This is a genomic window from Ruminococcoides bili (assembly GCF_040093295.1).
In the GTDB taxonomy this organism is placed as follows: domain Bacteria; phylum Bacillota; class Clostridia; order Oscillospirales; family Acutalibacteraceae; genus Ruminococcoides; species Ruminococcoides intestinale_A.
In genome coordinates, this window is the sequence record NZ_JBBNJY010000017.1 from 1 (window position 1) to 22,949 (window position 22,949).

Below are 22,949 nucleotides of genomic sequence, written 5' to 3' on the forward strand. Positions count from 1 at the left end.
CGCCGCATCCGAAACATATGCAACCTAAAATACCGCATAAGAGCATTATAATTGATTTTTTCTTTGTCATAGAATTACCTCTTTTCAACATATAGGTTAGTCTAAACTAACTATATACATATATATTACCACAAAATAAAATATTTGCAAGTTATAGCAGATATTTATTTTGCGGTAACTGATTTTATATTTTTATTATCGGCGTTGTGAAGTCTGCTCCGCACTTTTTAGGCGGATTTACAGCGAGTGAAAAAACATCTGTTGCGAAAATTTCTGTTTTAAGTAATTTTTCTGTATTGCCTCCGAGTGACAAACCTTTTTTTACAGAGGTTATAACGGGGAGAGTACAGCTTTTCAGGATTTTTGCACCGTCATTTGTAAAGCCGAGCACTCTTGCATAGCTCGGTTCGGTGTTTTGAATTTCTTTTGTTATATTCAAAAGTGCGCATATTAAAATTCTGCGTAGTCTTGCAAGTGTGTAACGCTTTGATTTTACGGCAAACAATATTTCATTAACAGAATTATATTCGTGCACGGCCGTGTAAATTCTGTTTTCAAGTCCCTCGGTTACATCAGGTAAATCGGCAAGCTGATGAACAGACATGGAGCGCAATTTATACAGCAAGGCGGTTTCCAAATTACCGGGCAGAGCAAGCTCTGTCGGTTCAAAAGGAGCAAACTCCGCAATATTTTTGCCTTGCTTTAATTGTTCTCTTATATATGATGCGGAGGCAAAACCGTTTTCAGTGTTTTCGCTGTCGTGTTCAACTCCCTCACGACGGATTGGCAGTGGTGATATGTTGCTCGGCAATGCTTTAAGATATTCAACGGCAAGCACATTGTTTGGTGTGGCAAGGATTTCGGCTGTTTTTTCGCCGTATATTGCACGCACGGCAGATTCAATTGCTTTCGGATAATACGAACCGTTTTGCATTTCCTTTGCCACAAGCGATTGTACGGCAGTATTTTTATGTGCGTCGGCTGTCTGTTTCAAAAGTTCAATATTACTGTTTTCACAACCGAATGCAAGATGCGTGAGTCGTGAGAAAGATGAGAGAATTTTAACTCCGCTTTTTGCAAATACTTCGGCATTTGATACGGCATAGGCGACAGGCAGTTCTATTACAAGGTCAGCGCCGCCGAGCAGGGCAGACTTTGCCCTTGTGAATTTGTCTGTAATTGCGATTTCGCCACGCTGTGTAAAGCTTGTGCTCATTACAACCGCAACAGGCTCGTTTACAAGGCTTTTTGCCTTTTGTATTAAATATTTATGTCCGTTATGAAAAGGGTTAAATTCGCAAATTATGCCGATTGCCATAGCATTACCTCGAAAAAGCAAAAAATTATTGTCAGATATTAAAAAATCACTTGAAAACTATTATAAAAAGTTTTATCATTATAGTGTAACACTCACAGAGTGACTTTTAATTGTCCTCAGATATATTATATATCAAAAATCGCTTTAGGACAACTAATATAGTTGAAAGGATGAATAATAATGAAGGTTCTCGTTATTAACGCAGGCAGCTCATCACTTAAATATCAGCTTATTGATATGGACAGCGAAAAGGTACTTGCAAAAGGAAACTGTGAAAGAATCGGTCAGGAGGGTGCATTTATCGGTTTTAAAGCTCCTGATGGCACAAAAATTGAACGCAAAACAGAGATGGTTAATCATACACAGGCTTTTGAGGCTGTTAAGGACGCACTTCTTGATCCGCAGTATGGTGCAATCAAGGATTTGTCAGAGGTTAGCGCAATCGGTCACAGAGTAGTGCAGGGCGGTAGCTATTTTAATAAGTCGGTTCTCGTAACAGACGATGTTATCAAGAAGATTGAAGAGCTTGCTCCTCTTGCTCCTCTCCACAACCCCGCTCACATTCAGGGTATCAATGCTTGTACAAAGGTATTCGGCAAAGATGTTCCTCAGGTTGTAGTATTTGATACCGCTTTCCATCAGACAATGCCGGAAAAGGCTTATATGTTTGCTATTCCATATAAATACTATGAAAAGTACGGTATCCGCCGTTACGGCTTCCACGGTACTTCTCACCGTTATGTATCACAGAAAATGGCTGAACTTATGGGCAGGAATATTGAAGATACAAAAATCATTACTTGTCACATCGGTAACGGTTCATCAATCACAGCTATCAAGGGCGGCAAGGTAATTGATACATCAATGGGTCTTACTCCGCTCGGCGGCTTTATGATGGGCACACGCTCAGGTTCACTTGATCCGTCTGTAATTACTTTCATTGCAGAGAAAGAAAACATTTCTGCCGAAGAAATGCTTAAGATTCTTAACAAGGAATCGGGTCTTTTGGGTGTATCCGGCATATCCTCAGATGATCGTGATGTTTGTGCAGCTGAGGAGCATGGCAACCACAGAGCACACCTTGCTCACGAAATGCTTTATTATCAGATTGCAAAGACAATCGGTTCTTATTATGTTGCACTCGGCGGTTGTGACGCAATCGTATTCACCGCAGGTATTGGCGAAAATCAGCCACAGCTCCGTGAAACCGTATGCGATTACATTTCTTGCCTTGGTGTAGAGATGGATAAGGAATTTAACAAGAAAGCAAAGTGCGGCGTTACAGGCACACTTTCAACTCCAAACTCAAAAATCAGAGTTGAGCTTATTGCTACTAACGAAGAACTTGTTATTGCAAGAGATACAAAGGAAATTGTAGAGGCTCTTTAATTAAAACTACATATAAAAAATAAGGTGGCTGTTCGTAGCGGACAGCCACCTTTTGCGTTACACGGAATCATTATTAACCGCAGTATCGGAGTCGGTATCTCTAAATAAAAGTGAAATACACCAAATTGCGGCGAGCGCAACGAGAATGTAAACAATTCGGCTTATAATTCCTGTCTGACCGCCGCAAATCCAGGCGACAAGGTCAAACTGAAAAATACCTACACAGCCCCAGTTAAGTCCGCCTATAATTAAAAGCGTCAGGGCAATTTTATCAATCATAATAATCCTCCTTAATTATAATTGTAAAAATATTATTGACGCTTTTAAAATAAATATTCAGTTGTTTTTATGTTCTGATAAATTTGTTTTGTATAGCTTTATCAATATAAAATATAATTAGTGCGCTTGTAATTAGTCATTAATATAAAAAGTATAAATGAAATCGGTTTAGATAATCCAAAATTATCAACTGAAGTTACACTATTTAAAAAAGCATAGTGAGTAATATATATTGGATATGACAATTTATCAAAAGTTATCCAAATATTTGATTTTGCAATTTTTATAAATATTGTAAATTTGTTAACCAAATAATTACACATGAAATAAGTCGATACGGCTAATCCTAAATGAGTAGTGGAAACAATCAGTAAATAAAAATTATTAATAGAATTATCAAAACAATATTTGCCTACTAATCTGATGCCAATAGAAGCTAAAAATAAAAACAAGCCATAAATAATGAATATCGGCAGTGTATTTTTTACTTTGAATTTAGAAATATAATATCCTAAAAAATATGTAACAAAATATTCAAGTGAAATATATGGTATGTTAAAACACATCATTATTTTTGGAATAAACCAAGCAGCTACAAGTATCAGAATTATTACAGCTATATTGAGTTTATGCTTTTTTTCAATCTTTTTAACTAATATTGTCAGTAAATAGCAAATAAGAATAATTGTAACAAACCACAAATTTCCTAAAGGTTTAATTTCAGAAAATGGTATGAAAGGAGTTATAAAATTAATGCCTTGCAAGCAAAATAAATATTTTATTGCTTCCAAGCCATCAAATCCATTTATTTTAAAATACACTATGGAAACAGGAATAACAAACAAATAAAATGGAATTAACAGTTTTTTTACTCTTGTCAAAAACCATTTAGAAGGGCTATTTATTTCTTTATTTGCATAAAGAAATCCAGAAATGAATAAAAAAATATATACGCCATAATTAAAAAATTGTTCTAAAAAAGCTATATCAAGCCAACTTGCAATATGACAAAGTATTATAAATAGCATACCTAATACTCTTAGTATGGAAATGCAATAGTTTCTTCCTGTATTTTGATTTACATTCAAATTTTTACTCCTTTACATTAAAATTTTCAAACGAAAGTTAATCAGGAAAAATAATCGGGAACAATAGCATAAAGATTAAAAACATAAATCCGAGGCCGATTACGGCAAGTCCGATAATACGGGTAATTTTCGTTGCTTTTTTCAGCTTGTACTTTGAAATCATATTTTCGGTGGGAAACGGAAGTAAAATAAGCATTATGCCGAGAATATCGCAGCTTGCGACTGTAATTATCATTCCCGCAGTTCGCAAAAACGCAAAAAGAAAAATTCCGATAGGAATACCGAAAAAGCAAATCATATTTATAATGCTGAACAATTTACCGTACTTTTCGGTAGTTTCGTAATATTTATTTGCATTGCCGTGACATTCCTCACTGCAATATTGTTCAAAATAGGATATTTCTTTTGCGCAATAATCACATTTTTTCAAGTTTTCAGAACCTTTCACTTATATTATAAACTATTCTAACACATTACACCGCTTTTTTCAATGATATTTAAGTGAATGGAATGGGAAAGATGTTTATAATGCATAACAAATTTGTAAAGGTAATTAACATTATATTGTACTTATAAAAAATATATGCTATGCTTTCTTTTAGGAGATGGTAGAATGTCTAATTTTTTTGTGGCTCTGTATGCGGTACTGCCTATGTTTATAATGCTTGCTATAGGTTTTACTGTGCGAAAAATGAAGGTGATTGAAGAGGCTCATTTGCCTGTGCTTAACAAAATCGTTTTTAATGTTTTCTTTCCGTTCTTGATGTTTAACAATATATATGCTTTTGATTTGTCGGCAGATTTTAATGCATCACTTCTTTTGTATGCGGTTGTTGCCGTAGCGGTTATTTACGGTTTGTCGGTTGGTTTTGCTTTAATTTTTGAAAAATCAAATAAAAGTCGTGGTGCGCTAATCCAGGCGATTTACAGGAGTAATTTTGTGCTTATGGGTTTGCCGATTGTAGGTAATATCTTTGGCAGCGGCAGACTTGGTATGACATCTATGCTTGTCACGGTTATTGTTCCGATGTATAATATTCTGGCTGTAATAACACTTGAAGTATTCAGGGGAGAGAGTATAAAAATTACAAAAATACTCAAAGGTATAGTTACAAATCCGCTGATTATCGGCTCGGTTGCAGGTATTTTGTTTGCGGTTTTCGGTATTAAATTACCTGAAATTGCAGAGAGCGTTATTTCTGATATGGCGTCGGCGGCAACACCGCTTGCGTTGATTGTGCTCGGAGCATCTTTTGAATTTGCAAGCATAAAAAGATACAAGAAAAACCTTATTGCGGTTATTTTTGCAAGACTTATTATTGTGCCTGCAATCAGTCTTTCCATAGCTATTATGATTGGTTTCAGGGGAATTGATTTAGTTTCGCTTATCGGAATTTTTGCATCGCCCTGTGCTGTGTCTTCTTATACCATGGCAAGGCAAATGGACAGCGATTATGAATTATCGGCAGGTACCGTAGTTTTTACAACTATGCTTTCGTGTTTTACTTTATTCGGCTGGATTTATTTTTTAAAAGAGTTAAATTTCTTCTGATGTACAAATTGCACAAATATTACATACAAAACTTATACAACATATATAAATGGCTGATTTTGAATGAAATTAAAAAATATGCTTGATTTTGAAGGATTATGTGCTATAATAAAGCCATAAGATAAATTATAACAAATTTTCAATTATATGTTTTGAAAAAGTTTATAGTTATTTCTTTCTTTTAATTTTTGTGAGCATAGAAAAGAGCAAGACTTTGTCTTGCTTTTTTCTTTTTCTGTGTTTTTTGCACATATAATATTGTTGTATAATAGATTACATATTCAGAATAAAAAATGACAATCGAATAAAACTTACTAAAATGATAAAAAGTATTGACAAAAATAATTAAATAGTATATATTTAAGATGTACTATTTAAATTAATACAATAAATCCAATGAGTGCAATTTATAAGATTGGAGGTAGAATAATGATTCAGATTGACTTGACATCAAGAGTACCGATTTATGAACAAATTTGTACCAATATAATTCGTCTTGCATCAGCGGGAGTATTGAAGCCGGGTGATAAATTGTTGCCTGTAAGAAGTCTTGCATCTGAGCTTGGCATTAACCCTAATACCGTAGCAAAAGCATATAAATTGCTTGAAAATGACGGGTATATTGTATCCAATGTCGGACGGGGAAGTTATGTATCCGATAAACTGACAAAGGATTGTGCCGAAAGAGCCATGGCGCTCGATGATTTTAAACAGAGCACAAAAATAGCAAATTTACTGAGCGTTGACAAGGCAGAGCTTAATAGAATTATTGAAAATATTTATAACGGAGGTGGCATTGATGATTGAAATTTGCGGACTTACCAAGAGGTTTGGCAAGGTTAATGCTGTAGATAATATGACCGTGAATATTCCAAACGGTGCGGTTGTAGGTCTTGTAGGCAGTAACGGCAGCGGTAAATCAACACTTTTGCGTATGCTTGCGGGAGTATATGCACCTGACGGAGGAACTGTAAAAGTTGACGGCATACAGCATTTTGATAATCCCGTAACTAAAGGAGAATGCTTTTTTATACCTGACTTCCCGTATTTTTACAATACAAGTACGGTAGAGAGTACGGCTTTTCTTTACAGACGACTTTATCCGAATTGGAGCGAACAGGAATATAACAGACTTTGTTCGATTTTCCCGATTAACATAAAGGCACCTATTATTAATATGTCAAAGGGTATGCAAAGACAGGCGGCGCTTATTTTGGCGCTTTCAACCTGTCCGAAATATTTATTCCTTGACGAAATATTTGACGGTCTTGACCCTGTGGTAAGACATATGCTCAAAAGCCTGCTTGCCGAAAAGGTGGCAGACAATAATACAACCGTTGTAATTGCCTCTCATAACTTGAGAGAGCTTGAAGATTTGTGCGACAGACTTTGCCTTATGCATAGGGGACATATGATGCTTGAGCGTGGCATTGACGATTTAAGGCACGGTTTGCGCAAGGTACAGGTGGCATTTACGGAGTTGCCGTATAAGCCGAATATATTTGAGGGTATTAATGCAATTAATATAACCCGCAACGGCAATATATTTAATCTTACAATAAAGGGAACGGAAGAGGAGTTTATGCCAAAGCTTAAGGCACTTAATCCTGCTTTTGTTTCTGCAATACCTCTTACTTTGGAGGAAATATTTATTAGTGAAATGGGGGCGGCAGGATATGACATCCACAGTATCCTTTAAAGATAAGCTCAAGCAGATTTTTTCGGTTATTCTATGGGATTTGAAAGGCTGTAAAGGCTCGTTGATGGTATATACGATTTTGGCGTCGGTATTTACTGTAATAATTTTTACACTTGTTTTTGTGCTTACGGCAGATCAAACCTCATTTTCGCCTTTGTTTTCAACTGAAAGTTCACCGAAAATATCTCTAAGCGAAAAAATGCAGGTTTTTCAGGTTATTTCATCTGCCATTATCGGTTTTCTTACACTTATTTTTGCTATTATTTATACTGTGCAGATATTCTCGTATATGCACAACAAGCGTAAAGTCGATTTTTACGGTTCGCTTCCTATAAGCAGAGCAAGACTTTTCCTCGCCAAGTACGGTGCAGCTTATTTGTTCTCTATCATTCCTATGCTTGTATTTATGGGCATTATTGCTATTGCGTCTGTTTGTACGGGTACGCTTTTACTTCCGCAGGTAACAAATATGTATGTTAATTTTATTGTGGGTACTCTTGCCTGCATAAGCGCATACGGTTTTCTGTCTGCTTGCTGTGGTACTACATTTAATACTGTTATTATGTTTATTGCGGTTTGTGCCTGCTATCCGTTATCTATGGTTTTTGTAAGGGCTTATATTGACGCTTTCTTTACAGGCTCATACACGGGTAATTTTTCTGACAGTTTTATAACAAATGCACTCAATCCTATTTCTGCTTACTTTGGCAACAATCTTATTTATTGGATAATTTTCAGTGTAGTCTGCATTGCTTTGGGTACATTGCTGATTATGAAGAGAAGATCCGAAAGAGCCCAGACTTCCTTTGCTTATTACATTCCTTGCCATATAATAAAAGTTATAGTTTCATTCCTTGCAGGTATGTTCCTCGGAACTATGTTCGGCGCTATAAATGTTTTTGGCAATGGCGTAGGCGGTTTTGTTTTTGGTTTTATTCTTGCAAGTGCGCCGACATTCCTTATCGTTCATATGATTTTCTACAAAGGCTTAAAGCAGATTGTAAGAACTATTCCGATTTATGCAGGTCTTGCTGTTGTGGTAATTGTCGGTGTGATTCTTATTAATCTTGATGTGTTCGGCTACAATACTTATGTGCCTAAATCAGAAGATGTAAAGAGTGCGGGTTTGATTAGTTCAGAGTATAGCACTGTCGGCAAGAATATATCGAAATATTACACAAAGAGTGCGGGCGATTTTACAGACGAAGCTGACATTAAATCTATTATTAATGTTCACAATGAAATTCTCACCAAGAAAAAGACGAATACAACTTCTAAGGCTAAATTTTCAAGTGTGTGGGGCAGTATGCTTTACAATACCCTCAGAGAATATGCAAGCGACGAGATAATTACCGTTGCCTACAAGCTAAACAGCGGAAGAACCGTGACAAGATACTATTCTAAGAATCTGCTTGAAATGGCTGCGACATTTGGTTATGAGCCGATTGATTATACCGATGATACATATGATGTTGATTACGGTTATAGTTCATCTGGATTTACACAAATTTACACTGCCGCCAAACCTGTGCTTTCATCAAAGCCGTATATTATGAAATACTCGGGTGTGGCAAATGCCGGTCTGAACGAAGATTTCCAAGTAAGCAGTGTGACTGTTTATGCTTTGACCAAAACATATTCCGAGGACAGTGTATATTCGTCGACCATAGAAAACTATGGCGAGTATTCATATGATGAAAAAGAAAAAGATCCAAAAGAAATTGCTGCAAAGAAGAGTATTATGAATGATATAAACGCAGCATTTAAAAAAGACCTTGAGGCTGACACTGCTTATCTTAACGGTGTTTTGTATGATCCGTTTGCACTTCTTTACAATGATGATATTTATTATGATTCTTCTAATGACGATGATTCGGTTTACAGCTTTGATTCTCTTAAATATATCAGAGAGAAGTATTCTAAGGATTATGTCTGCAAAATTCAATTACAATATACTAATTATGATCCTGAAAAAGCTAAAAAATTTATTTTCGGTACTAACAGTACAGATTCTGAGTATTACTTTGTACCGAAGTCATATACAAATACCATTGAGGTACTCAAAAAGTACGGCTTACTTAAAGCTGACTATACACTTAATAAAAACTCTGAGTATTTTAATGTTCCTGAATATGGTGATTACGACACAGTATATGAAAGATAAATAAATTACAGAGCGATTGTGTTGTGCAGTCGCTCTGTTTTTCTTTGACAAAGGGAGAGTAATCCATTATTATATTAGTAGTAAAAATGTTAGGAGATGACAGCGGTGGAATTATACAAAGGCAGACCGCAGAATATTGAGGGAAGACTTGACAGGGAAGTCAGAGTATATGATTTGCTCGACAGCCTTGGCATAGAGTATCTGCGAACAGATCACGGCCATGCCGATACTATGGAGGCGTGCAATGAAATTGACAAGGTACTTGATGTACTTATTTGTAAAAATCTGTTTTTGTGCAACAGGCAGAAAACTAAATTTTATCTTTTAATGATGCCGGGGGACAAGCCTTTTAAAACAAAGGAACTTTCAAGTCAAATTAATTCGGCAAGACTTTCTTTTGCGTCTGCCGAGGCTATGGAAGAGTACCTTGATATTCTGCCCGGTTCGGTTAGTGTTATGGGACTTATGAACGACAAAGAAAACGCAGTCACTTTGCTTGTAGATGAAGATGTTTTAAAAGGTGAATATGTAGGATGTCACCCATGCGTGAATACATCGAGCCTTAAAATAAAAACAACATATGTTTTTGATAAGTTTTTAAAAGCAGTAGGGCATACGGCAACAGTTGTACATTTGACAGGTGAATAAACATAAGTAAAAAAGACTTCTGCAAATGGAAGTCTTTTGATGTATATATGTATAATTTTATTTACATTGCATTTGATATATGATATAATGCTGATAATAAACATTTATGGAGGTTTATCTATGCAATACAAAATTGAGGGAGGTTCACTTCCAATAGTGGAGGTATCTCTTGAAAACGGCGAAACTATTATTACACAGGGCGGCGGAATGGTATGGATGTCACCTAACCTTAATATGGAAACTTCAGGCGGCGGCGTAGGCAAGATGTTCAGCAAAATGATGTCGGGAGAGTCTATTATGCAGAACCGCTACACAGCTATGGGCGGTCCGGGCTTCATTACTCTTGCTTCATCTTTCCCTGGTTCAATCATTCCTTTTGAAATTCAGCCTAATATGCCTATAATCGTTCAGAAATCGGGTTTCCTTGCATGTTCTGCAACTGTTGAACTCTCTGTACATTTTAATAAAAAAGCGGGTGCAGGCTTTTTTGGAGGCGAAGGATTCATACTTCAAAAGCTATCGGGTTACGGAACTGCTTTTGTTGAGATTGACGGCTACTGCAAGCAGTATAACCTTGCACCCGGTCAGCAGATTGTTGTTGATACAGGCAACCTTGCTGCAATGGATGCATCTTGTCAAATGGACATCCAGCGCATTAAGGGAGTTAAAAATGTACTCCTCGGCGGAGAGGGATTGTTTAATACAGTTATTACAGGCCCGGGCAGAGTGTTCTTGCAGTCACACCCGATTTCTACAGTAGCGGCAGCTATCCGTCCTTTTATTACAACAAACTAAGTTAATAGCTACATAATTTATGGAGCTGTAAAAAACAACCCAAATAAAAAACGACTGCATTCTAACCGAAAGGTAGGAATGCAGTCGTTTTTGTGATATAATTTATTTGTAATGAAAAACCATATAAACAAGGTACATTATACACCGTATCAATTAAAATTACCACCGGAAATTGAAAAAATAATAGAAATTTCTGATCCGATATATACATTTAACGAGGTTTTTCGTCATATTGATCTAAATAACACCTTGACGAAACAAAGATAACTGCCAATGCAAATAAATACAGCCGGGTATGGAAGAAAAGCAGTATAAAGCACAGACAATAAGTATTCAATATTCTTCATATTTTTATACAATTTCAAGAATATAAGAAAAAAATCACCGAGACTCACTTTTTCGTGAATCTCGGCTTTTTTGATATGCTGTTTTTTACAGCACCTTTTAAATTGGGTTTAGATTAAGTAATATCTACATCACTTCTGCTTGAAGTACGAATGCGGATACATGTACTGCTTGCAACAGTTGAAGGACTTTTCATTGTGATTGTGTCATTACTACCGGGTGTTAATGCTGAAATAGCAGGTGTAGAGCTGTTTGTGTTGTTAAGAACAACACCGCTCGACATTGTGTATTCAACACGCTTCTTAGTAGCCTGATCCCAGATGTTTGTGCCGACTGTTGTTACAGTATATTGAAGAATATATTTGCGTTCTGCACTCATATTCAGCTTTTGAACATTAAAAGTAATTGACTTTACATTATCAATAGTAGTAACGGTCTTAAACTGATAAGGGCTTGTTGTTGTGTCAAATCTTGCAAGAATTAGCCTGTATTCTACATTAGGGTCAGCATAGAGGAAATAATCGTTTTTATTGCCATAGCCACCTGACGGATTTTCTGCATCCATAAAACCGCCGGGATTTGATGTTTTGTTGTAAGCACTTACTGTTGGCATATTTACATATCCCTGAACATCACTGCCTGAATTACCATAAACAGAAAGCTGTTTTGAAATCATATCGCTTGTGCGTTCACAGTATGATAAATCATAACCTCGTTTAGCTACATCTGCCATAGCAAACATACCGCTTATACAGGTTGTAGACATAATAGCAAGGATACAAACAACTGCTAAAAGCTCAACCAGAGTAGCACCTGCTTTTGCCTTTATAGAGCGTTTGGAGAGATATTTTTTGATATTTTTGGTTTTCATTGCATATCCTCCTTACTCTGCAAATTCCGGCTTGGTAACAACACCCTCGCAGGTTGTTGTTCCGTTTGTGCCATAGTTAACATAGGTTGTTATCTTGTAAGATACCATTTCCTTGCCTTCGCTATTTACATATTTACCTTGAAATTCAACAACATATGCCATTTCAGATATGTCAAAATCTCTTGAGCCGATTGATGCTGTATCATACTGCTTAGCAGTCATTGAATTGTCAAGAGCGTTTACATCATCATTAATACTTGTTTGAATTATTGAGTCAAATTTCAGACCTGTATTTGGCTGATTGGCAAAAAGCTTGTTTTTAGATAAGTCTAAGCTTGAATCCCATACTGATGTTGGATTGTGAGAAGGTGTCTTTTCAACATATGTCATAACAATGTCACAATACATCTGAGCTTTTGCCGAAGCCTTGTTCATAAGGCTGTTTTTGGTAATTGATTCATAGCTGATTGCAAGACCGGTGGCAGTAGCCGAAACGGCTATTGCCATGATCATAATTGCGCAAATAAGTTCAAGAAGAGAAAAGCCTTTTTTACTTTTAAAGTGTTTTTTCAATATCGGTTTTTTCCTCTTCATTTAGAAATACTTCCCTTCAAAGCTTACTTTGTCTGTTTTTAAATCGTTGTGAATGCTGTAGCTTATAGTGTCGTCTTTGTTTATTTCCTTTGCATAGTAGTAAGGATTTGTTGCAGTCCATTTCTGCCAGAAAGCACTGCTTAAGATGTTGAAGTCTGACTTTTCCTCAGGGAAGTAGTAGTAGCCTTCATTAAGTGAATATGTCAGTCCGTCATCAAGCACAAGTTCAGTATCACGGGTGATATGGAGCAAAGATCCGTCTTTAGGTGTTTTATTAGTCTGAATTTCGGTTGTACCGTCAGTTTTTGTTATAGTAGTTTTTGTAATAAGCTCACATATTGAGTCTGAATAGCCACCATAGGTATTAATGAACAAACCATTATTAGCACCACTGCCATCCAATTTATTTGCACCTATTGAAATAGCATCGCCCTTGAGTGTAGCGTTGTTTCCCTTGACTGTATTGCCAAAGTCACAGTAAATTGCTTTTGCTGTGTATGCACCGTTTTTAAGAGTGCCGCCGTTTGAAGCTTCAAACTTAATTACAGAACTGCTCTGATTAAGCTTGCTGTCGGCAACGGAAGTGTTTATAGTTCCGCTTTGTACCCAGTCAATACCTGAAGAATCAGAATCTTCCTGTTCTGTTGAGTGGCTATCAAAGTAGTCTTTTGCGTTATCGTCGAAAAGATTAAGTCCTTCTTTCGGTATATCTGTGTATTTGCCTGCCTTTACTGTGTAAGTGGTTCCGTTTGCTGTTTCTACAGTAAAGTCATTGATTACTGTCAGTGTAAATGAGCTTTCACCCAAGTATGGCATTACATTGAATGAAGCTGTAGCATCATTTTGCTTGATTTTATTTGCTCCTGAAGAGGTAATAGTGGTTTTTTTAGTGCCACTATCAGTAGCAAAATCACTTGTAGGAAGATTGGTTTGATTAAAGTTATAAGGATACATCTTGTTTCGGTTATAGTATAATTCCTCTCCCTGTTCAGGTCCAATACTTAAAACGACACTACGGCTTCTAATATTAATATTAACATTTGAATTTAAATCCATTTGATTAACATTATACCAAAGATAATTGAACTCTGTGCCGGCATACAGGTCTATATAGCTTTTGTTTGACGCTGTAGGCATTGCAGATGGTGCACAATAAGTATAATAATCCTCCCAACCTGTATAGTAGTTGCTTTTAGGAATATTTGTACATACAAGTGGATTATCTTTTGTCTTGAAAGTTCCGTTTTTCTCAAGAAAACATACAGTTTTTTTGCCAGAGTCAGTTTTTTCTTCATATGCTGAGTGCATATTTTTGAGATTACCATTTGAATCGAGCAAGGAACTATATTTGTCAATACCGTTGAGATTTTTATAGTGGCTGTCCGTACTTAAATCTTTGATTTTCGTAAGTTTATTTGGCGTATCCGGATCAAATAAATCAATACCTGTTTGATTTATAGCTTCTGTTTCAATAGGTAAAAAATAGTATCCTTTATTATATACGGCTGCCTCTTTATAGTTAGGATTTTTACATATAATATTATCCTTGGTAAAGTAAATTACTACACCTTTGTCTGTAGCAAAGTCACTACCAGCATATTTTACAGCAGCACCTTTTTGACCGGCTGAGGTTTTACAAGCCATATTACCGCCGATTACAAGAAATTTGCACTCCAAAGTACAGCCATATGATGCATCAGAATTAGGATAGTAACAAATATCCTGTAAGTCTACACCTGTACTTGATTTTACATCAGTACCTGAATAATTACCAAGAAGATAGATACCGTTGTTATATGCAATAGCTCTGCAACGGCTTCCTGAGCTACTTGTGATTTTTACTGCCTTATCAAAAACAAGTGGGAAAAATGATGAAATTGGTGTTTTTTCTGCTTCATTACGAAGAATATATGCCAAACCGCCTTTATCTTCCATACCTTGAATTGTACGGAAATCTCTTTCTTCATTTAAAGTAGATTTAATTTGAGATCTTAAAAGAGAGAAAGCTGTCTGGTCACCGAGCGTAAGGAAACCTGTGCTACTTGCGGCAGGTGGAGTAGAAAATTTCTTTTCAGACATTCTGAGTGATGTGCCTAATTCTTTCTTTTCCCAATGCTGGGTAACTTCAAATTTAGCTGAAATATCACCTGTGTTGCCACCGTTTGTGTTGTTGTACTTGCTTTCTGAACCTACAGCTGTAATAGTATATTCAGTGTCTGAAGTCTTTGTTATTTTAACATAAGCGTTGCCAATAACTGTAAAGTCTGTGCTATCAATAAAATTCTGTGCGTCAGATGCATTTGAAAAATCCTTTACCTGAACATTACCGGATGCATCATAGTAGAAAACATAATATTTTGAATCATCGATATTTGTAGGTAAGTTAAGCTTGCCGTCATTCAAGAAATCCTCAGCTATATCAAGAGCACTTTTTGAGGAAACATATGCCTGACGAGAATTCATTGATGTACCGGTTTCTTTTTGCTGGAGCATTGCAATAGATAAAAAAGAGGTTGTTGTTAAGAAAAGGACTGCAACCAAGGCTATGGCAAGCACCATAGAAAAACCCTTTTTGCTGTTAATCTTTCTCTTCTTTGTAGTGAATTTCTTCATAAAAAAAACTCCTTTCGATTATTGAAATACAATTAGTTAATAACTGAATACATACCGAACATTGCCTGTACGATAGAAATTACAACGAAACCTACGATACCGGCGATAATGATTGTCATTGCAGGTGTCATTGCATCTGTCATACGCTGTGTAGCGTCGGTTGCCTGTTCTTCGTACATATCTGCCATTTTGTTAAGGGAATCGCTGAGCATACCGCTTTCCTCACCGACTCTTATCATTGATACAAAGAGCGGATCGAAAGCTTTTGGGTATCTTGAAAGGGAAATATTGATCGGTGTACCGATTCTTACATCTTCAATTACCTGGTTAAGACAGTCGGACATAAATTTGTTGCCTACTACATCTCTTGAAAGTTCAAGTGCGTAAAGAATGTTTACACCGGAAGAAGTAAGTGTTGCCATCATATTTGCAAATCTTGTAAGCTGGTTAAGTCTTAAAACTTCGCCGATAATCGGGATTTTAAGCTGGAATGTTGACCACCACATACAGAATGAATAGTTCTTTTTGTAAAGAATTCTGATTGTAACTACAATTGCAACGATAATAAGAATAATGAGCCAGCCGTAATGAATAAGTACATCTGAAATACCCATTGTAATTTGCGTCATTATCGGAAGTTCGGAGTCAAAACTTTCAAACAATCCTTTAAATGACGGAAGTACAACTACACTCATTACTATGATAAGTCCGATTGTAAGAATGAGGAGGAAGATAGGGTAAATCATTGCACCCTTGATCTTGTTCTTAAGTGTGATTTCCTTTTTGAGAAGACTAACGCACTTATCAAATGCTTCATCAAGTCGACCGTTTGCCTCACCTGTTTGAATAATGTTTACATAAACAGTCGGGAAAGTTTTAAATGAGCTTAGCGACTGCGAAAGAGTAATACCGTTGTAGAGGTTTGCGGTTATTTCCTGTAAAATTCTCAACATATTCTTATCTTTTTCAGTGTCACACATTACGGCCATTGCAACCGAAAGCGAAATACCCGAACGAATCATCAATGCCATCTGGTGCATAAATGTAAGAAGTCGCTTGTTACTGATTTTTAATGTATGCACATCTTTTGAACCGCCAAGATCACGCTGCCAGATCGGAATATCTTCCTGCGAACCTTTTTTTACTTCATTAATGGAAATAGCGATAAGACCACGCTGTTCAAGCTTTCGCTTAACCTCTTCCTTGGTGTTTGCTGTCATACGGTTACGATATTTACGATTTTTTTCGTTTACTGCTACATAAGAAAATTCCATTATTTTTACCTCCTGTTAAGATAAGCGTTTGTGCTGTTTTGCGGGAGATTAGAATACTGTGGCATTGGAGCGGTCAACTGCTGCGGTGGTTGCTGTGGTATTCCCGGTGCGCCCGGCTGCGGAGAATTGTTGCCGCCTGTAAGTGCTGCGTTATCAGCCACATCGTAACTGTACTTGTCGGCAGTTTCTTTTGAAATAAGTCCTCTTTTGAGGAGGTTTTCGATACTCAACTTTCTTGTAATCATACCTGTCTGCTGGTTCAAAGAAATCATCTGTTCAATCTGCGGAATCTTATCTTCACGGATAAGGTTAGCGATAGCAGAATTAACAAACATAATTTCAAAAGCGCCGATACGGCCCGGACGGTCTGATCTTGGAAGCAAACGCTGTGAAATTACTGCCTTAAGTGTGGTTGAAAGCTGGTTGAGTGCCTGTTTCTGTCTTTCAACAGGGAACATATCTATAAGACGGTCGATTGTTTTTGCGGCACTCTCTGTATGAAGTGTTGAAAAAACAAGGTGGCCTGTTTCTGCTGCACGAAGAGCGATTGACATTGACTCAAGGTCACGAATCTCACCCATGAGGATAATATCAGGGTCTTCACGAAGTGCCGATTTAAGTGCTGACGAGTAAGTTTCACTGTCTTGGCCGACTTCTCTCTGGTTAATAATACATTTTGCAGGGGAGTGCATATACTCAACAGGGTCTTCAATTGTGATAATGTGCAGTTCTTCTCGATGGTTAATTTCATTGATAAGAGCTGCAAGTGTTGTTGACTTACCGCTACCGGTAGGACCTGTTACAAGTACAAGACCTTCCTGCAGGTTAAGAATTTTTGCAATAGACCGCGGCAAATTTAAATCACCGAGTTTTGGAGGATTCAATTTGATTACACGCATTACAAGCGTCGCACCGTGGCGCTGCTTGAATGCATTAACTCTGAATCGTGCGAGGTTTCCAAACTGATAAGCCGAGTCGATATCGCCTGTGTTGCAGAACTTAAGGTAATCGGCAGGCTCAAGAACCTCGTCAATATACTTCATAACTGTGTCCTCGTCAAGAATCTCTGTGCCTTTGTAGTTCATAATTTTACCGTTTTTACGGTAAGAAGGCAAGTTATTGCTCGCAAGGTGAATATCAGACGCACCGTTTTCAACGGCAAATCTGACCATCTCTTCAAATTCCATAAAACTTACTCCTTAATCTTCCTGATAGATTTCTGATACAGTGTCAATGAATGTATCAAATGATATAATACCGTCATACAACAGCTTTTTAAGGTTATCACGAAGTGAAATCATACCCTCTTCTCTTGCTATTGTGTCAATTTCATCTGTGGTTTTACCGAGATGAATGGCATTTTTAATAGATCTTGAAACAGGCATAACCTCGTGAACGGCAATTCTTCCCTTATAACCTATGTTGTTACAAGCAGGGCACTGACCCGGTTTGTAAAGTGTGAGCTGTTTGGTGATAGGGAGTCCGAGAAGTCTAAGCTCGTCATCTGTTGCATCATATGCTTGCTTACACTCCGGGCAAAGTCTTCTTACAAGCTTTTGGGCAATAACGCCGAGCATAGAAGAAGATACCATATAAGGTTCAACACCCATATCAATAAGTCGGACAACCGAGCTGGCTGCGTTATATGTATGGATTGTTGAAAGTACAAGGTGACCTGTGATAGCGGCTCTTGCTGCGATATCTGCGGTTTCCTGGTCACGAATCTCACCGATCATAATAATATCAGGGTCCTGACGGAGGATAGAACGAAGAACGCTTGCAAATGTAAGTCCTGCTTTTTCATTGATATTAACCTGTGTAGCACCCGGCAAAACCATTTCGACAGGGTTTTCAACTGTTACAATGTTTTTGTCTTCGGTGTTAAGAGATGAAAGAGCAGCGTAAAGTGTGGTTGACTTACCTGAACCTGTTGCACCCGAAAGAAGAATGATACCACGGCTTGATGTCAAAAGCTGGTCGAATTTCTCAAGGTTTTCGGGGAGAAAACCGATGTTCTTTTTATCAAGCTTCATACCGAGTGCGGTTGTAATTCTGATTACGATTTTTTCGCCATAAACACAAGGAAGAGAAGATACACGCATATCAATTTTTTGATTATTGATATTATAGTGAATTCTACCGTCCTGCGGAATTCTTTTTTCCGCAATGTTCATACCGCTGATAAATTTAATACGGCTCGTTACAGAGGGAGCAAGCTCCTTGCTTGAGTCCATATATTTAATAAGTTTACCGTCAATACGGAAACGAATTACCAATTTCTTTTCCTGAGGCTCAAGGTGAATATCGGATACACGCTGTCTTACAGCCTCGGCTATCATATTGTTTACAAATTTAATGATAGGCTGATCTTCAATATCCTCTTGATCTTCGGTGGATACTGTGTCCTCAGTTTTTTTCATCTGGCTCTGAACAAATTCCTGAGCCTCGTCTATTACCGCTTCTTTGTCCGACACACTGAAAATTTCGTCAAGTTTGATTTTAAGTTGTGTAGGAGTACATATAGCGGTTTTTATTTTTCTTTTTGTATAGTTGTTGAGAGTATAAATTGCTTTATAATCAAGCGGATTTGTCATGGCAATCAAGAGATAATTGCCTTCAATCGTAAGCGGCATAACGCCGAGGTCTTCCATCATCTGCTCCGGAATGAGCTGGGCTACATCGTCTGATATGTAGTAGGAAGTAAGGTCAACAAGCGGCAAATGCATTTTCTTTGCCATAAGGTCATAAATCTGATCCTCTGTGACAACGCCTTCTTTTATCAACGCTTGTTCAAGAGTAAGAGTATTGTCTTCCATATAAAGCATTTCAACACGCTTTAATGTTTTTAAACTTACTGTACCGCTTTTAACGAGATAGTCACTCAAGTTAAAAACAGAGTTTTTCATATATGATCATCCTTTCACGGGAATTGACAAGATTAATAGCTAAGGCTGAAAAGACCGAAGTAAAGGTCTAAACCGTAGTTAATTACATTGACTAAGAACAAGCTGCAAAGTGAACCGATGCAGAGAAACGGGCCAAAGGGGAAATAGCTTGAAACTTCGTTTTTTGAAAATATTTTTTTGAAAAGCAAAAATATTATATAAAGGAAAGCTATAAATACGGCGATTAAAAGTCCTGAAAATACCATAGGAAAACCAAGGCAAGCACCAAGTGCAAGCATAAGTTTTACATCGCCGAAGCCCATTCCGTTCTTTTTGAGAATTACAATAGAAAATAAATTTATAAGCATAAGCGAACCGCCGCCGCATACAGCACCAAGCGGAATACTCCACCATTCTTTAATAAAGATTTGCTGCGTGAAAAGGTCGGTTATTGCAAGCGCAACACAAAGCACTGCAAGTGCAATTGTGAATTGGTCGGGAATAATTGTATATTTAAAGTCACTCATAGCTATGAGGAGCATTGTAATCGAAATTAATAAAAAGAAAATCGTGTAATAAGAATAGCCGAAAAACGCAAAGATGCCTAAGTTAAATATAGCAAACAAAGCGGAAGTGTAAATTCCGCTTTGTTTGAAAATATACCTTGTGCCAAAAAGACTTTCGTCCGGCTCTTCATCATAGTCGCACAGCCATTTTGCAGGCACGACATTCATAAGCCTGTATGCGAGCATACAGAGTACAACTGACAGTATTAAAATTACTGCGAGAGTTATATAGGTTGAAATTTGTGAAAAGTCGATTGGAAGTAAATTAGCCATAGTAAAGTCCTTATAATTATGTAGTTGGTTCTGTTGGTGCAGTAGTTGCAACCTGCTTTGTTGAGTCAAAATAGTACAATGTTACATCGAATGAGGTCGAGTAATCACTGCTGTCTTCCATTGGTGACATTATGAGTGAATTAATAAAGTAACAACCCTTTGATTCCTGTTCAAGGTAATGAACAAGTTTGAGTGTGTTCTCTTCTGAGCCGTTGTAGCTGAAAGAAAGATTTGTTTTAAAAAGCGGAACACCGCCCTTTGATGTTCTGCCCTGGTCATCCTGAATACTTTCACCACGGTTAAGTGATGACATATCAATGCCGAGGTCAGCAAAGATAGACTGTAAATCCTCAACAGATGATTTTGCGTCAATATAAAGTGCTTCTTGATTCTCGTTGTACTGCTGAGTCATTTCGTCAATTTTGGCTTCGACACTTGTCTGATTTGCAAGTACATCGTCGCAGTCGGCAATTTGAGCTGAAATTGTAGCATGATCTTCATTGTATTTTGGAAGCTTTGTAATAGTTGGTACTACAAGTGCAACCAATATAATTACAAAAACAATGAGAAGTACTAAAAAGGCGATAATTGAACCCGGAATTTTATTTTTCTTCATTATTTTTCCCTCCCTTAATTTTCAGCATTGCTGTTATTGGTTGATTTATTAGCAGCGTTTCTTGCTTCAACAGTTGTTTTGTCTGTTGTAATTTGTGCAGAAAGCTGATAAAGACCTGAATCCGGATCATCTGAAACCGAGAAGGTTTCATTCATTATAAAATATCCGTCCTCTTTGATGCTGTTCTGTAAATCAATAAAGGCAGGGAAGTCTTTGATTGTACCGCTGATCGGAATAGAGTAGCTTTCATCACCGTCAGTAGTATGAGTAATATTGTAACTGCCAAAGCTTTTCATTTTCTTAACAACCTGTGTGTCAAGCTGATTAATTACATCTTCACAATAAAGCTGTGTTCTCGGTAAAAGCTCGGCATCCTGTGACTGATTTGCCAAAGACTGGGTAATGTCATCTCTCTGTTGAATAAGAGTTTTTGCATAGTCGTACTTTGTATTGTTATAAATCATATCATCTACAACGCTTCTGCCAAAGTAGAAACCAAAGAAAGCAAGTCCCGCAACACAGAGTATGCCAAGACCGACACAACCGACTTTTGCAGCCTTTGCACTGTCATCAAGTGTTTTAGCCTGTTGAGCCTTTAGTCCGTAAATAAGGTTGTTCTCAAATACTGTACCGCAGTTCATAAGTTCGTTCATAAGGAAGTATGAACCGTTTTTGTAGAAGTCATCTCTTGCCTTAAGCGACGGTTCCGGAATTACCGAGCCTGTATTGAATGTATCAGATACAAGCATAACCTCGCCTGCAAGTCCAAAACCTACAAAATAGTTGCGGATGTGGGGAATGTAAGCCAAGAAGTCACTTAAGAACAACTGGTCAATGCTGATGTTGAGCGACATTGTAACAAGGCGAACATTGCGGACGATATCATCTATAAGGTTTTCTGCAATATCGTCAATCTTTCTTTTTGAAGACGCATTTCTGCATTCATTTTTAAATCCGTATCCGGCGGTACGCAGGTAATCAATAGCGGCAGCCGTGCTTAAATCTCTGTCTTCTTCAATTACCTGTAAAATTTCATCTACAGGGGATGTAAATTCGTGACAGTAGAGAGGCACACCGTTTTTGGCGATAAAAACTCTGACTGCCGAATAGTCCATACTGATGAGAGCTACGGTTTTGTTAAAGCTGTAGATTGTCTTTTGAGCAGCATAAATCATTGCCGCCTCTGACGGAATAATCTGGATAAGATTAAGAGAGAAAGACTTAAATCCTGCAACAAGGTCATCCGCAAGTGCTTTCGGCATTGCAAAAGCCTTAGATGTGATTTCTTCGCTGACTTCTTTTGTTTTGTATGTAGAGTAATCCTTGTAGATTACCGAGAAGTCGGAAACCGCCTCGCCGACAAAATCTCTGATTCTGTCAATTGCAAGTCCTTCAATTATTCTTTTGGCACCTCTGATATGCTGATACTCCTGACAGGTAAGGTCGTAGCTTTCTACCATAAGAATAACATCACGAACCTCACTGTGGTTCATTGTGCTTAGTCCGTCTTTTACAAGGCGGGCGAGTAAAGCAGGGTCTTCCCATACGGAGCTTTTGTCTTTTAATACAGCCTTGTCAACAGGAATAATAAGAGGGGAGGAGAAAGAGTAGGCTTTCTTTTCGTTAGGGTCAGCCTGTTTTTTACTGTTACCTTTATTTGCAGTGCCGTTAGCAGCTGCCTCGCCTACAGTTTCGCAGGCTGTTATGCAAAGGTATCTTTTGGCAATCTGCACCAGTACATAATTCATATTTAATACACCACCTGAAATTTTATGCTTGTTTAAGCTTATCAAAACCGTTAAAAATTTTTAAACCGATTTGATTATAAAATTACTTTAAAGAATAAATTAAAATAATTTTATAATCAAACAGGGCATATCCCCTAAAAGTTATTAACAATACACAAAAATTGAGTTTAATACACCGAAAAGCCTATATATATTTCAAAAGGCTCGCACTCGGCGAGCCTTTTGCTTGTAT

The 22,949-nt window shown here is 37.3% G+C and carries 20 protein-coding genes; 7 read left to right on the forward strand and 13 right to left on the reverse strand.

The genetic code is table 11. From position 1 onward, the window contains the following. Positions 1–184: 184 nt before the first annotated feature. Positions 185–1,318 (reverse strand): tRNA(Met) cytidine acetate ligase, encoded by a 1,134-nt coding sequence (locus AAAY30_RS06765; protein WP_303248501.1) that lies wholly within the window; start codon positions 1,316–1,318, stop codon positions 185–187. 180 nt (positions 1,319–1,498) lie between these two features. Between AAAY30_RS06765 and AAAY30_RS06770 the strand changes: the two genes are divergently transcribed. Beyond that, positions 1,499–2,707: an acetate/propionate family kinase gene (locus tag AAAY30_RS06770; RefSeq protein WP_271229680.1), complete on the forward strand. Its 1,209-nt coding sequence runs from the start codon at positions 1,499–1,501 to the stop codon at positions 2,705–2,707. 57 nt (positions 2,708–2,764) lie between these two features. Here the strand turns inward: AAAY30_RS06770 and AAAY30_RS06775 are convergent, their stop codons facing one another. The 3 genes from AAAY30_RS06775 to AAAY30_RS06785 all read right to left on the reverse strand — a co-directional run bounded on the left by AAAY30_RS06775 (position 2,765) and on the right by AAAY30_RS06785 (position 4,504). Beyond that, complete coding sequence (locus AAAY30_RS06775; RefSeq protein ID WP_022234185.1) at positions 2,765–2,986, reverse strand: DUF378 domain-containing protein; 222 nt, start codon at positions 2,984–2,986, stop codon at positions 2,765–2,767. Between the two features lie 101 nt (positions 2,987–3,087). After that, complete coding sequence (locus tag AAAY30_RS06780) at positions 3,088–4,074, reverse strand: acyltransferase family protein (protein WP_499215893.1); 987 nt, start codon at positions 4,072–4,074, stop codon at positions 3,088–3,090. Positions 4,075–4,111: 37 nt separating this feature from the next. After that, the gene (locus tag AAAY30_RS06785) at positions 4,112–4,504 is read right to left on the reverse strand and encodes a hypothetical protein (protein WP_186935264.1); all 393 of its coding nucleotides are present in this window, start codon (positions 4,502–4,504) and stop codon (positions 4,112–4,114) included. Between the two features lie 183 nt (positions 4,505–4,687). Here AAAY30_RS06785 and AAAY30_RS06790 point away from each other — a divergent pair, with 183 nt between their 5' ends. The 6 genes from AAAY30_RS06790 to AAAY30_RS06815 all read left to right on the forward strand — a co-directional run bounded on the left by AAAY30_RS06790 (position 4,688) and on the right by AAAY30_RS06815 (position 10,932). Further along, the gene (locus AAAY30_RS06790; RefSeq protein ID WP_499215894.1) at positions 4,688–5,626 is read left to right on the forward strand and encodes an AEC family transporter; all 939 of its coding nucleotides are present in this window, start codon (positions 4,688–4,690) and stop codon (positions 5,624–5,626) included. Between the two features lie 429 nt (positions 5,627–6,055). Beyond that, the gene (locus AAAY30_RS06795; protein ID WP_186935263.1) at positions 6,056–6,433 is read left to right on the forward strand and encodes a GntR family transcriptional regulator; all 378 of its coding nucleotides are present in this window, start codon (positions 6,056–6,058) and stop codon (positions 6,431–6,433) included. After that, entirely contained in the window at positions 6,426–7,325 is a 900-nt protein-coding gene (locus AAAY30_RS06800; RefSeq protein WP_249376869.1) for an ABC transporter ATP-binding protein, read from the forward strand. Before AAAY30_RS06795 ends, AAAY30_RS06800 begins: the two co-directional genes overlap by 8 nt. Then, the gene (locus tag AAAY30_RS06805; RefSeq protein ID WP_499215895.1) at positions 7,303–9,489 is read left to right on the forward strand and encodes an ABC transporter permease; all 2,187 of its coding nucleotides are present in this window, start codon (positions 7,303–7,305) and stop codon (positions 9,487–9,489) included. The genes AAAY30_RS06800 and AAAY30_RS06805 overlap by 23 nt, the downstream gene beginning before the upstream one ends. Positions 9,490–9,585: 96 nt before the next feature. Further along, a complete protein-coding gene (locus AAAY30_RS06810) occupies positions 9,586–10,137 on the forward strand; it encodes a prolyl-tRNA synthetase associated domain-containing protein (RefSeq protein WP_368483804.1) in 552 nt (183 codons plus the stop codon). 120 nt (positions 10,138–10,257) lie between these two features. Beyond that, the gene (locus AAAY30_RS06815) at positions 10,258–10,932 is read left to right on the forward strand and encodes a TIGR00266 family protein (RefSeq protein WP_499215896.1); all 675 of its coding nucleotides are present in this window, start codon (positions 10,258–10,260) and stop codon (positions 10,930–10,932) included. Positions 10,933–11,392: 460 nt separating this feature from the next. On the opposite strand, the gene AAAY30_RS06820 is transcribed toward AAAY30_RS06815, so the two are convergent. Genes AAAY30_RS06820 through AAAY30_RS06860 form a run of 9 tightly spaced genes read right to left on the reverse strand, consistent with a single transcriptional unit; the run spans position 11,393 to position 22,717 of the window. Beyond that, complete coding sequence (locus tag AAAY30_RS06820; protein ID WP_337781908.1) at positions 11,393–12,148, reverse strand: pilus assembly FimT family protein; 756 nt, start codon at positions 12,146–12,148, stop codon at positions 11,393–11,395. Positions 12,149–12,160: 12 nt separating this feature from the next. Further along, positions 12,161–12,742 (reverse strand): type II secretion system protein, encoded by a 582-nt coding sequence (locus AAAY30_RS06825; protein WP_022234194.1) that lies wholly within the window; start codon positions 12,740–12,742, stop codon positions 12,161–12,163. Continuing rightward, positions 12,743–15,355: a hypothetical protein gene (locus AAAY30_RS06830; RefSeq protein WP_499215897.1), complete on the reverse strand. Its 2,613-nt coding sequence runs from the start codon at positions 15,353–15,355 to the stop codon at positions 12,743–12,745. It lies immediately after the preceding gene. A gap of 32 nt (positions 15,356–15,387) precedes the next feature. After that, positions 15,388–16,629: a type II secretion system F family protein gene (locus tag AAAY30_RS06835; protein WP_022234196.1), complete on the reverse strand. Its 1,242-nt coding sequence runs from the start codon at positions 16,627–16,629 to the stop codon at positions 15,388–15,390. A gap of 5 nt (positions 16,630–16,634) precedes the next feature. Continuing rightward, entirely contained in the window at positions 16,635–17,816 is a 1,182-nt protein-coding gene (locus tag AAAY30_RS06840; RefSeq protein WP_295053681.1) for a type IV pilus twitching motility protein PilT, read from the reverse strand. A 12-nt stretch (positions 17,817–17,828) separates the two neighbouring features. Then, a complete protein-coding gene (locus AAAY30_RS06845; RefSeq protein WP_295058103.1) occupies positions 17,829–19,535 on the reverse strand; it encodes a GspE/PulE family protein in 1,707 nt (568 codons plus the stop codon). Positions 19,536–19,567: 32 nt separating this feature from the next. Continuing rightward, positions 19,568–20,353: a prepilin peptidase gene (locus tag AAAY30_RS06850; protein ID WP_301954782.1), complete on the reverse strand. Its 786-nt coding sequence runs from the start codon at positions 20,351–20,353 to the stop codon at positions 19,568–19,570. Between the two features lie 16 nt (positions 20,354–20,369). Beyond that, positions 20,370–20,969 (reverse strand): hypothetical protein, encoded by a 600-nt coding sequence (locus AAAY30_RS06855; RefSeq protein WP_022234200.1) that lies wholly within the window; start codon positions 20,967–20,969, stop codon positions 20,370–20,372. A 14-nt stretch (positions 20,970–20,983) separates the two neighbouring features. Continuing rightward, entirely contained in the window at positions 20,984–22,717 is a 1,734-nt protein-coding gene (locus tag AAAY30_RS06860; RefSeq protein WP_296152872.1) for a hypothetical protein, read from the reverse strand. Positions 22,718–22,949: the final 232 nt, after the last annotated feature.

Coding starts and splice junctions, on each gene's coding strand:
- AAAY30_RS06765 (WP_303248501.1), bottom strand. CDS start 1,318: ATGGCAATCGGCATAATTTGCGAATTTAACCCTTTTCATAACGGACAT.
- AAAY30_RS06770 (WP_271229680.1), top strand. CDS start 1,499: ATGAAGGTTCTCGTTATTAACGCAGGCAGCTCATCACTTAAATATCAG.
- AAAY30_RS06775 (WP_022234185.1), bottom strand. CDS start 2,986: ATGATTGATAAAATTGCCCTGACGCTTTTAATTATAGGCGGACTTAAC.
- AAAY30_RS06790 (WP_499215894.1), top strand. CDS start 4,688: ATGTCTAATTTTTTTGTGGCTCTGTATGCGGTACTGCCTATGTTTATA.
- AAAY30_RS06795 (WP_186935263.1), top strand. CDS start 6,056: ATGATTCAGATTGACTTGACATCAAGAGTACCGATTTATGAACAAATT.
- AAAY30_RS06800 (WP_249376869.1), top strand. CDS start 6,426: ATGATTGAAATTTGCGGACTTACCAAGAGGTTTGGCAAGGTTAATGCT.
- AAAY30_RS06805 (WP_499215895.1), top strand. CDS start 7,303: ATGACATCCACAGTATCCTTTAAAGATAAGCTCAAGCAGATTTTTTCG.
- AAAY30_RS06810 (WP_368483804.1), top strand. CDS start 9,586: ATGACAGCGGTGGAATTATACAAAGGCAGACCGCAGAATATTGAGGGA.
- AAAY30_RS06815 (WP_499215896.1), top strand. CDS start 10,258: ATGCAATACAAAATTGAGGGAGGTTCACTTCCAATAGTGGAGGTATCT.
- AAAY30_RS06820 (WP_337781908.1), bottom strand. CDS start 12,148: ATGAAAACCAAAAATATCAAAAAATATCTCTCCAAACGCTCTATAAAG.
- AAAY30_RS06825 (WP_022234194.1), bottom strand. CDS start 12,742: ATGAAGAGGAAAAAACCGATATTGAAAAAACACTTTAAAAGTAAAAAA.
- AAAY30_RS06830 (WP_499215897.1), bottom strand. CDS start 15,355: ATGAAGAAATTCACTACAAAGAAGAGAAAGATTAACAGCAAAAAGGGT.
- AAAY30_RS06835 (WP_022234196.1), bottom strand. CDS start 16,629: ATGGAATTTTCTTATGTAGCAGTAAACGAAAAAAATCGTAAATATCGT.
- AAAY30_RS06840 (WP_295053681.1), bottom strand. CDS start 17,816: ATGGAATTTGAAGAGATGGTCAGATTTGCCGTTGAAAACGGTGCGTCT.
- AAAY30_RS06845 (WP_295058103.1), bottom strand. CDS start 19,535: ATGAAAAACTCTGTTTTTAACTTGAGTGACTATCTCGTTAAAAGCGGT.
- AAAY30_RS06850 (WP_301954782.1), bottom strand. CDS start 20,353: ATGGCTAATTTACTTCCAATCGACTTTTCACAAATTTCAACCTATATA.
- AAAY30_RS06855 (WP_022234200.1), bottom strand. CDS start 20,969: ATGAAGAAAAATAAAATTCCGGGTTCAATTATCGCCTTTTTAGTACTT.
- AAAY30_RS06860 (WP_296152872.1), bottom strand. CDS start 22,717: ATGAATTATGTACTGGTGCAGATTGCCAAAAGATACCTTTGCATAACA.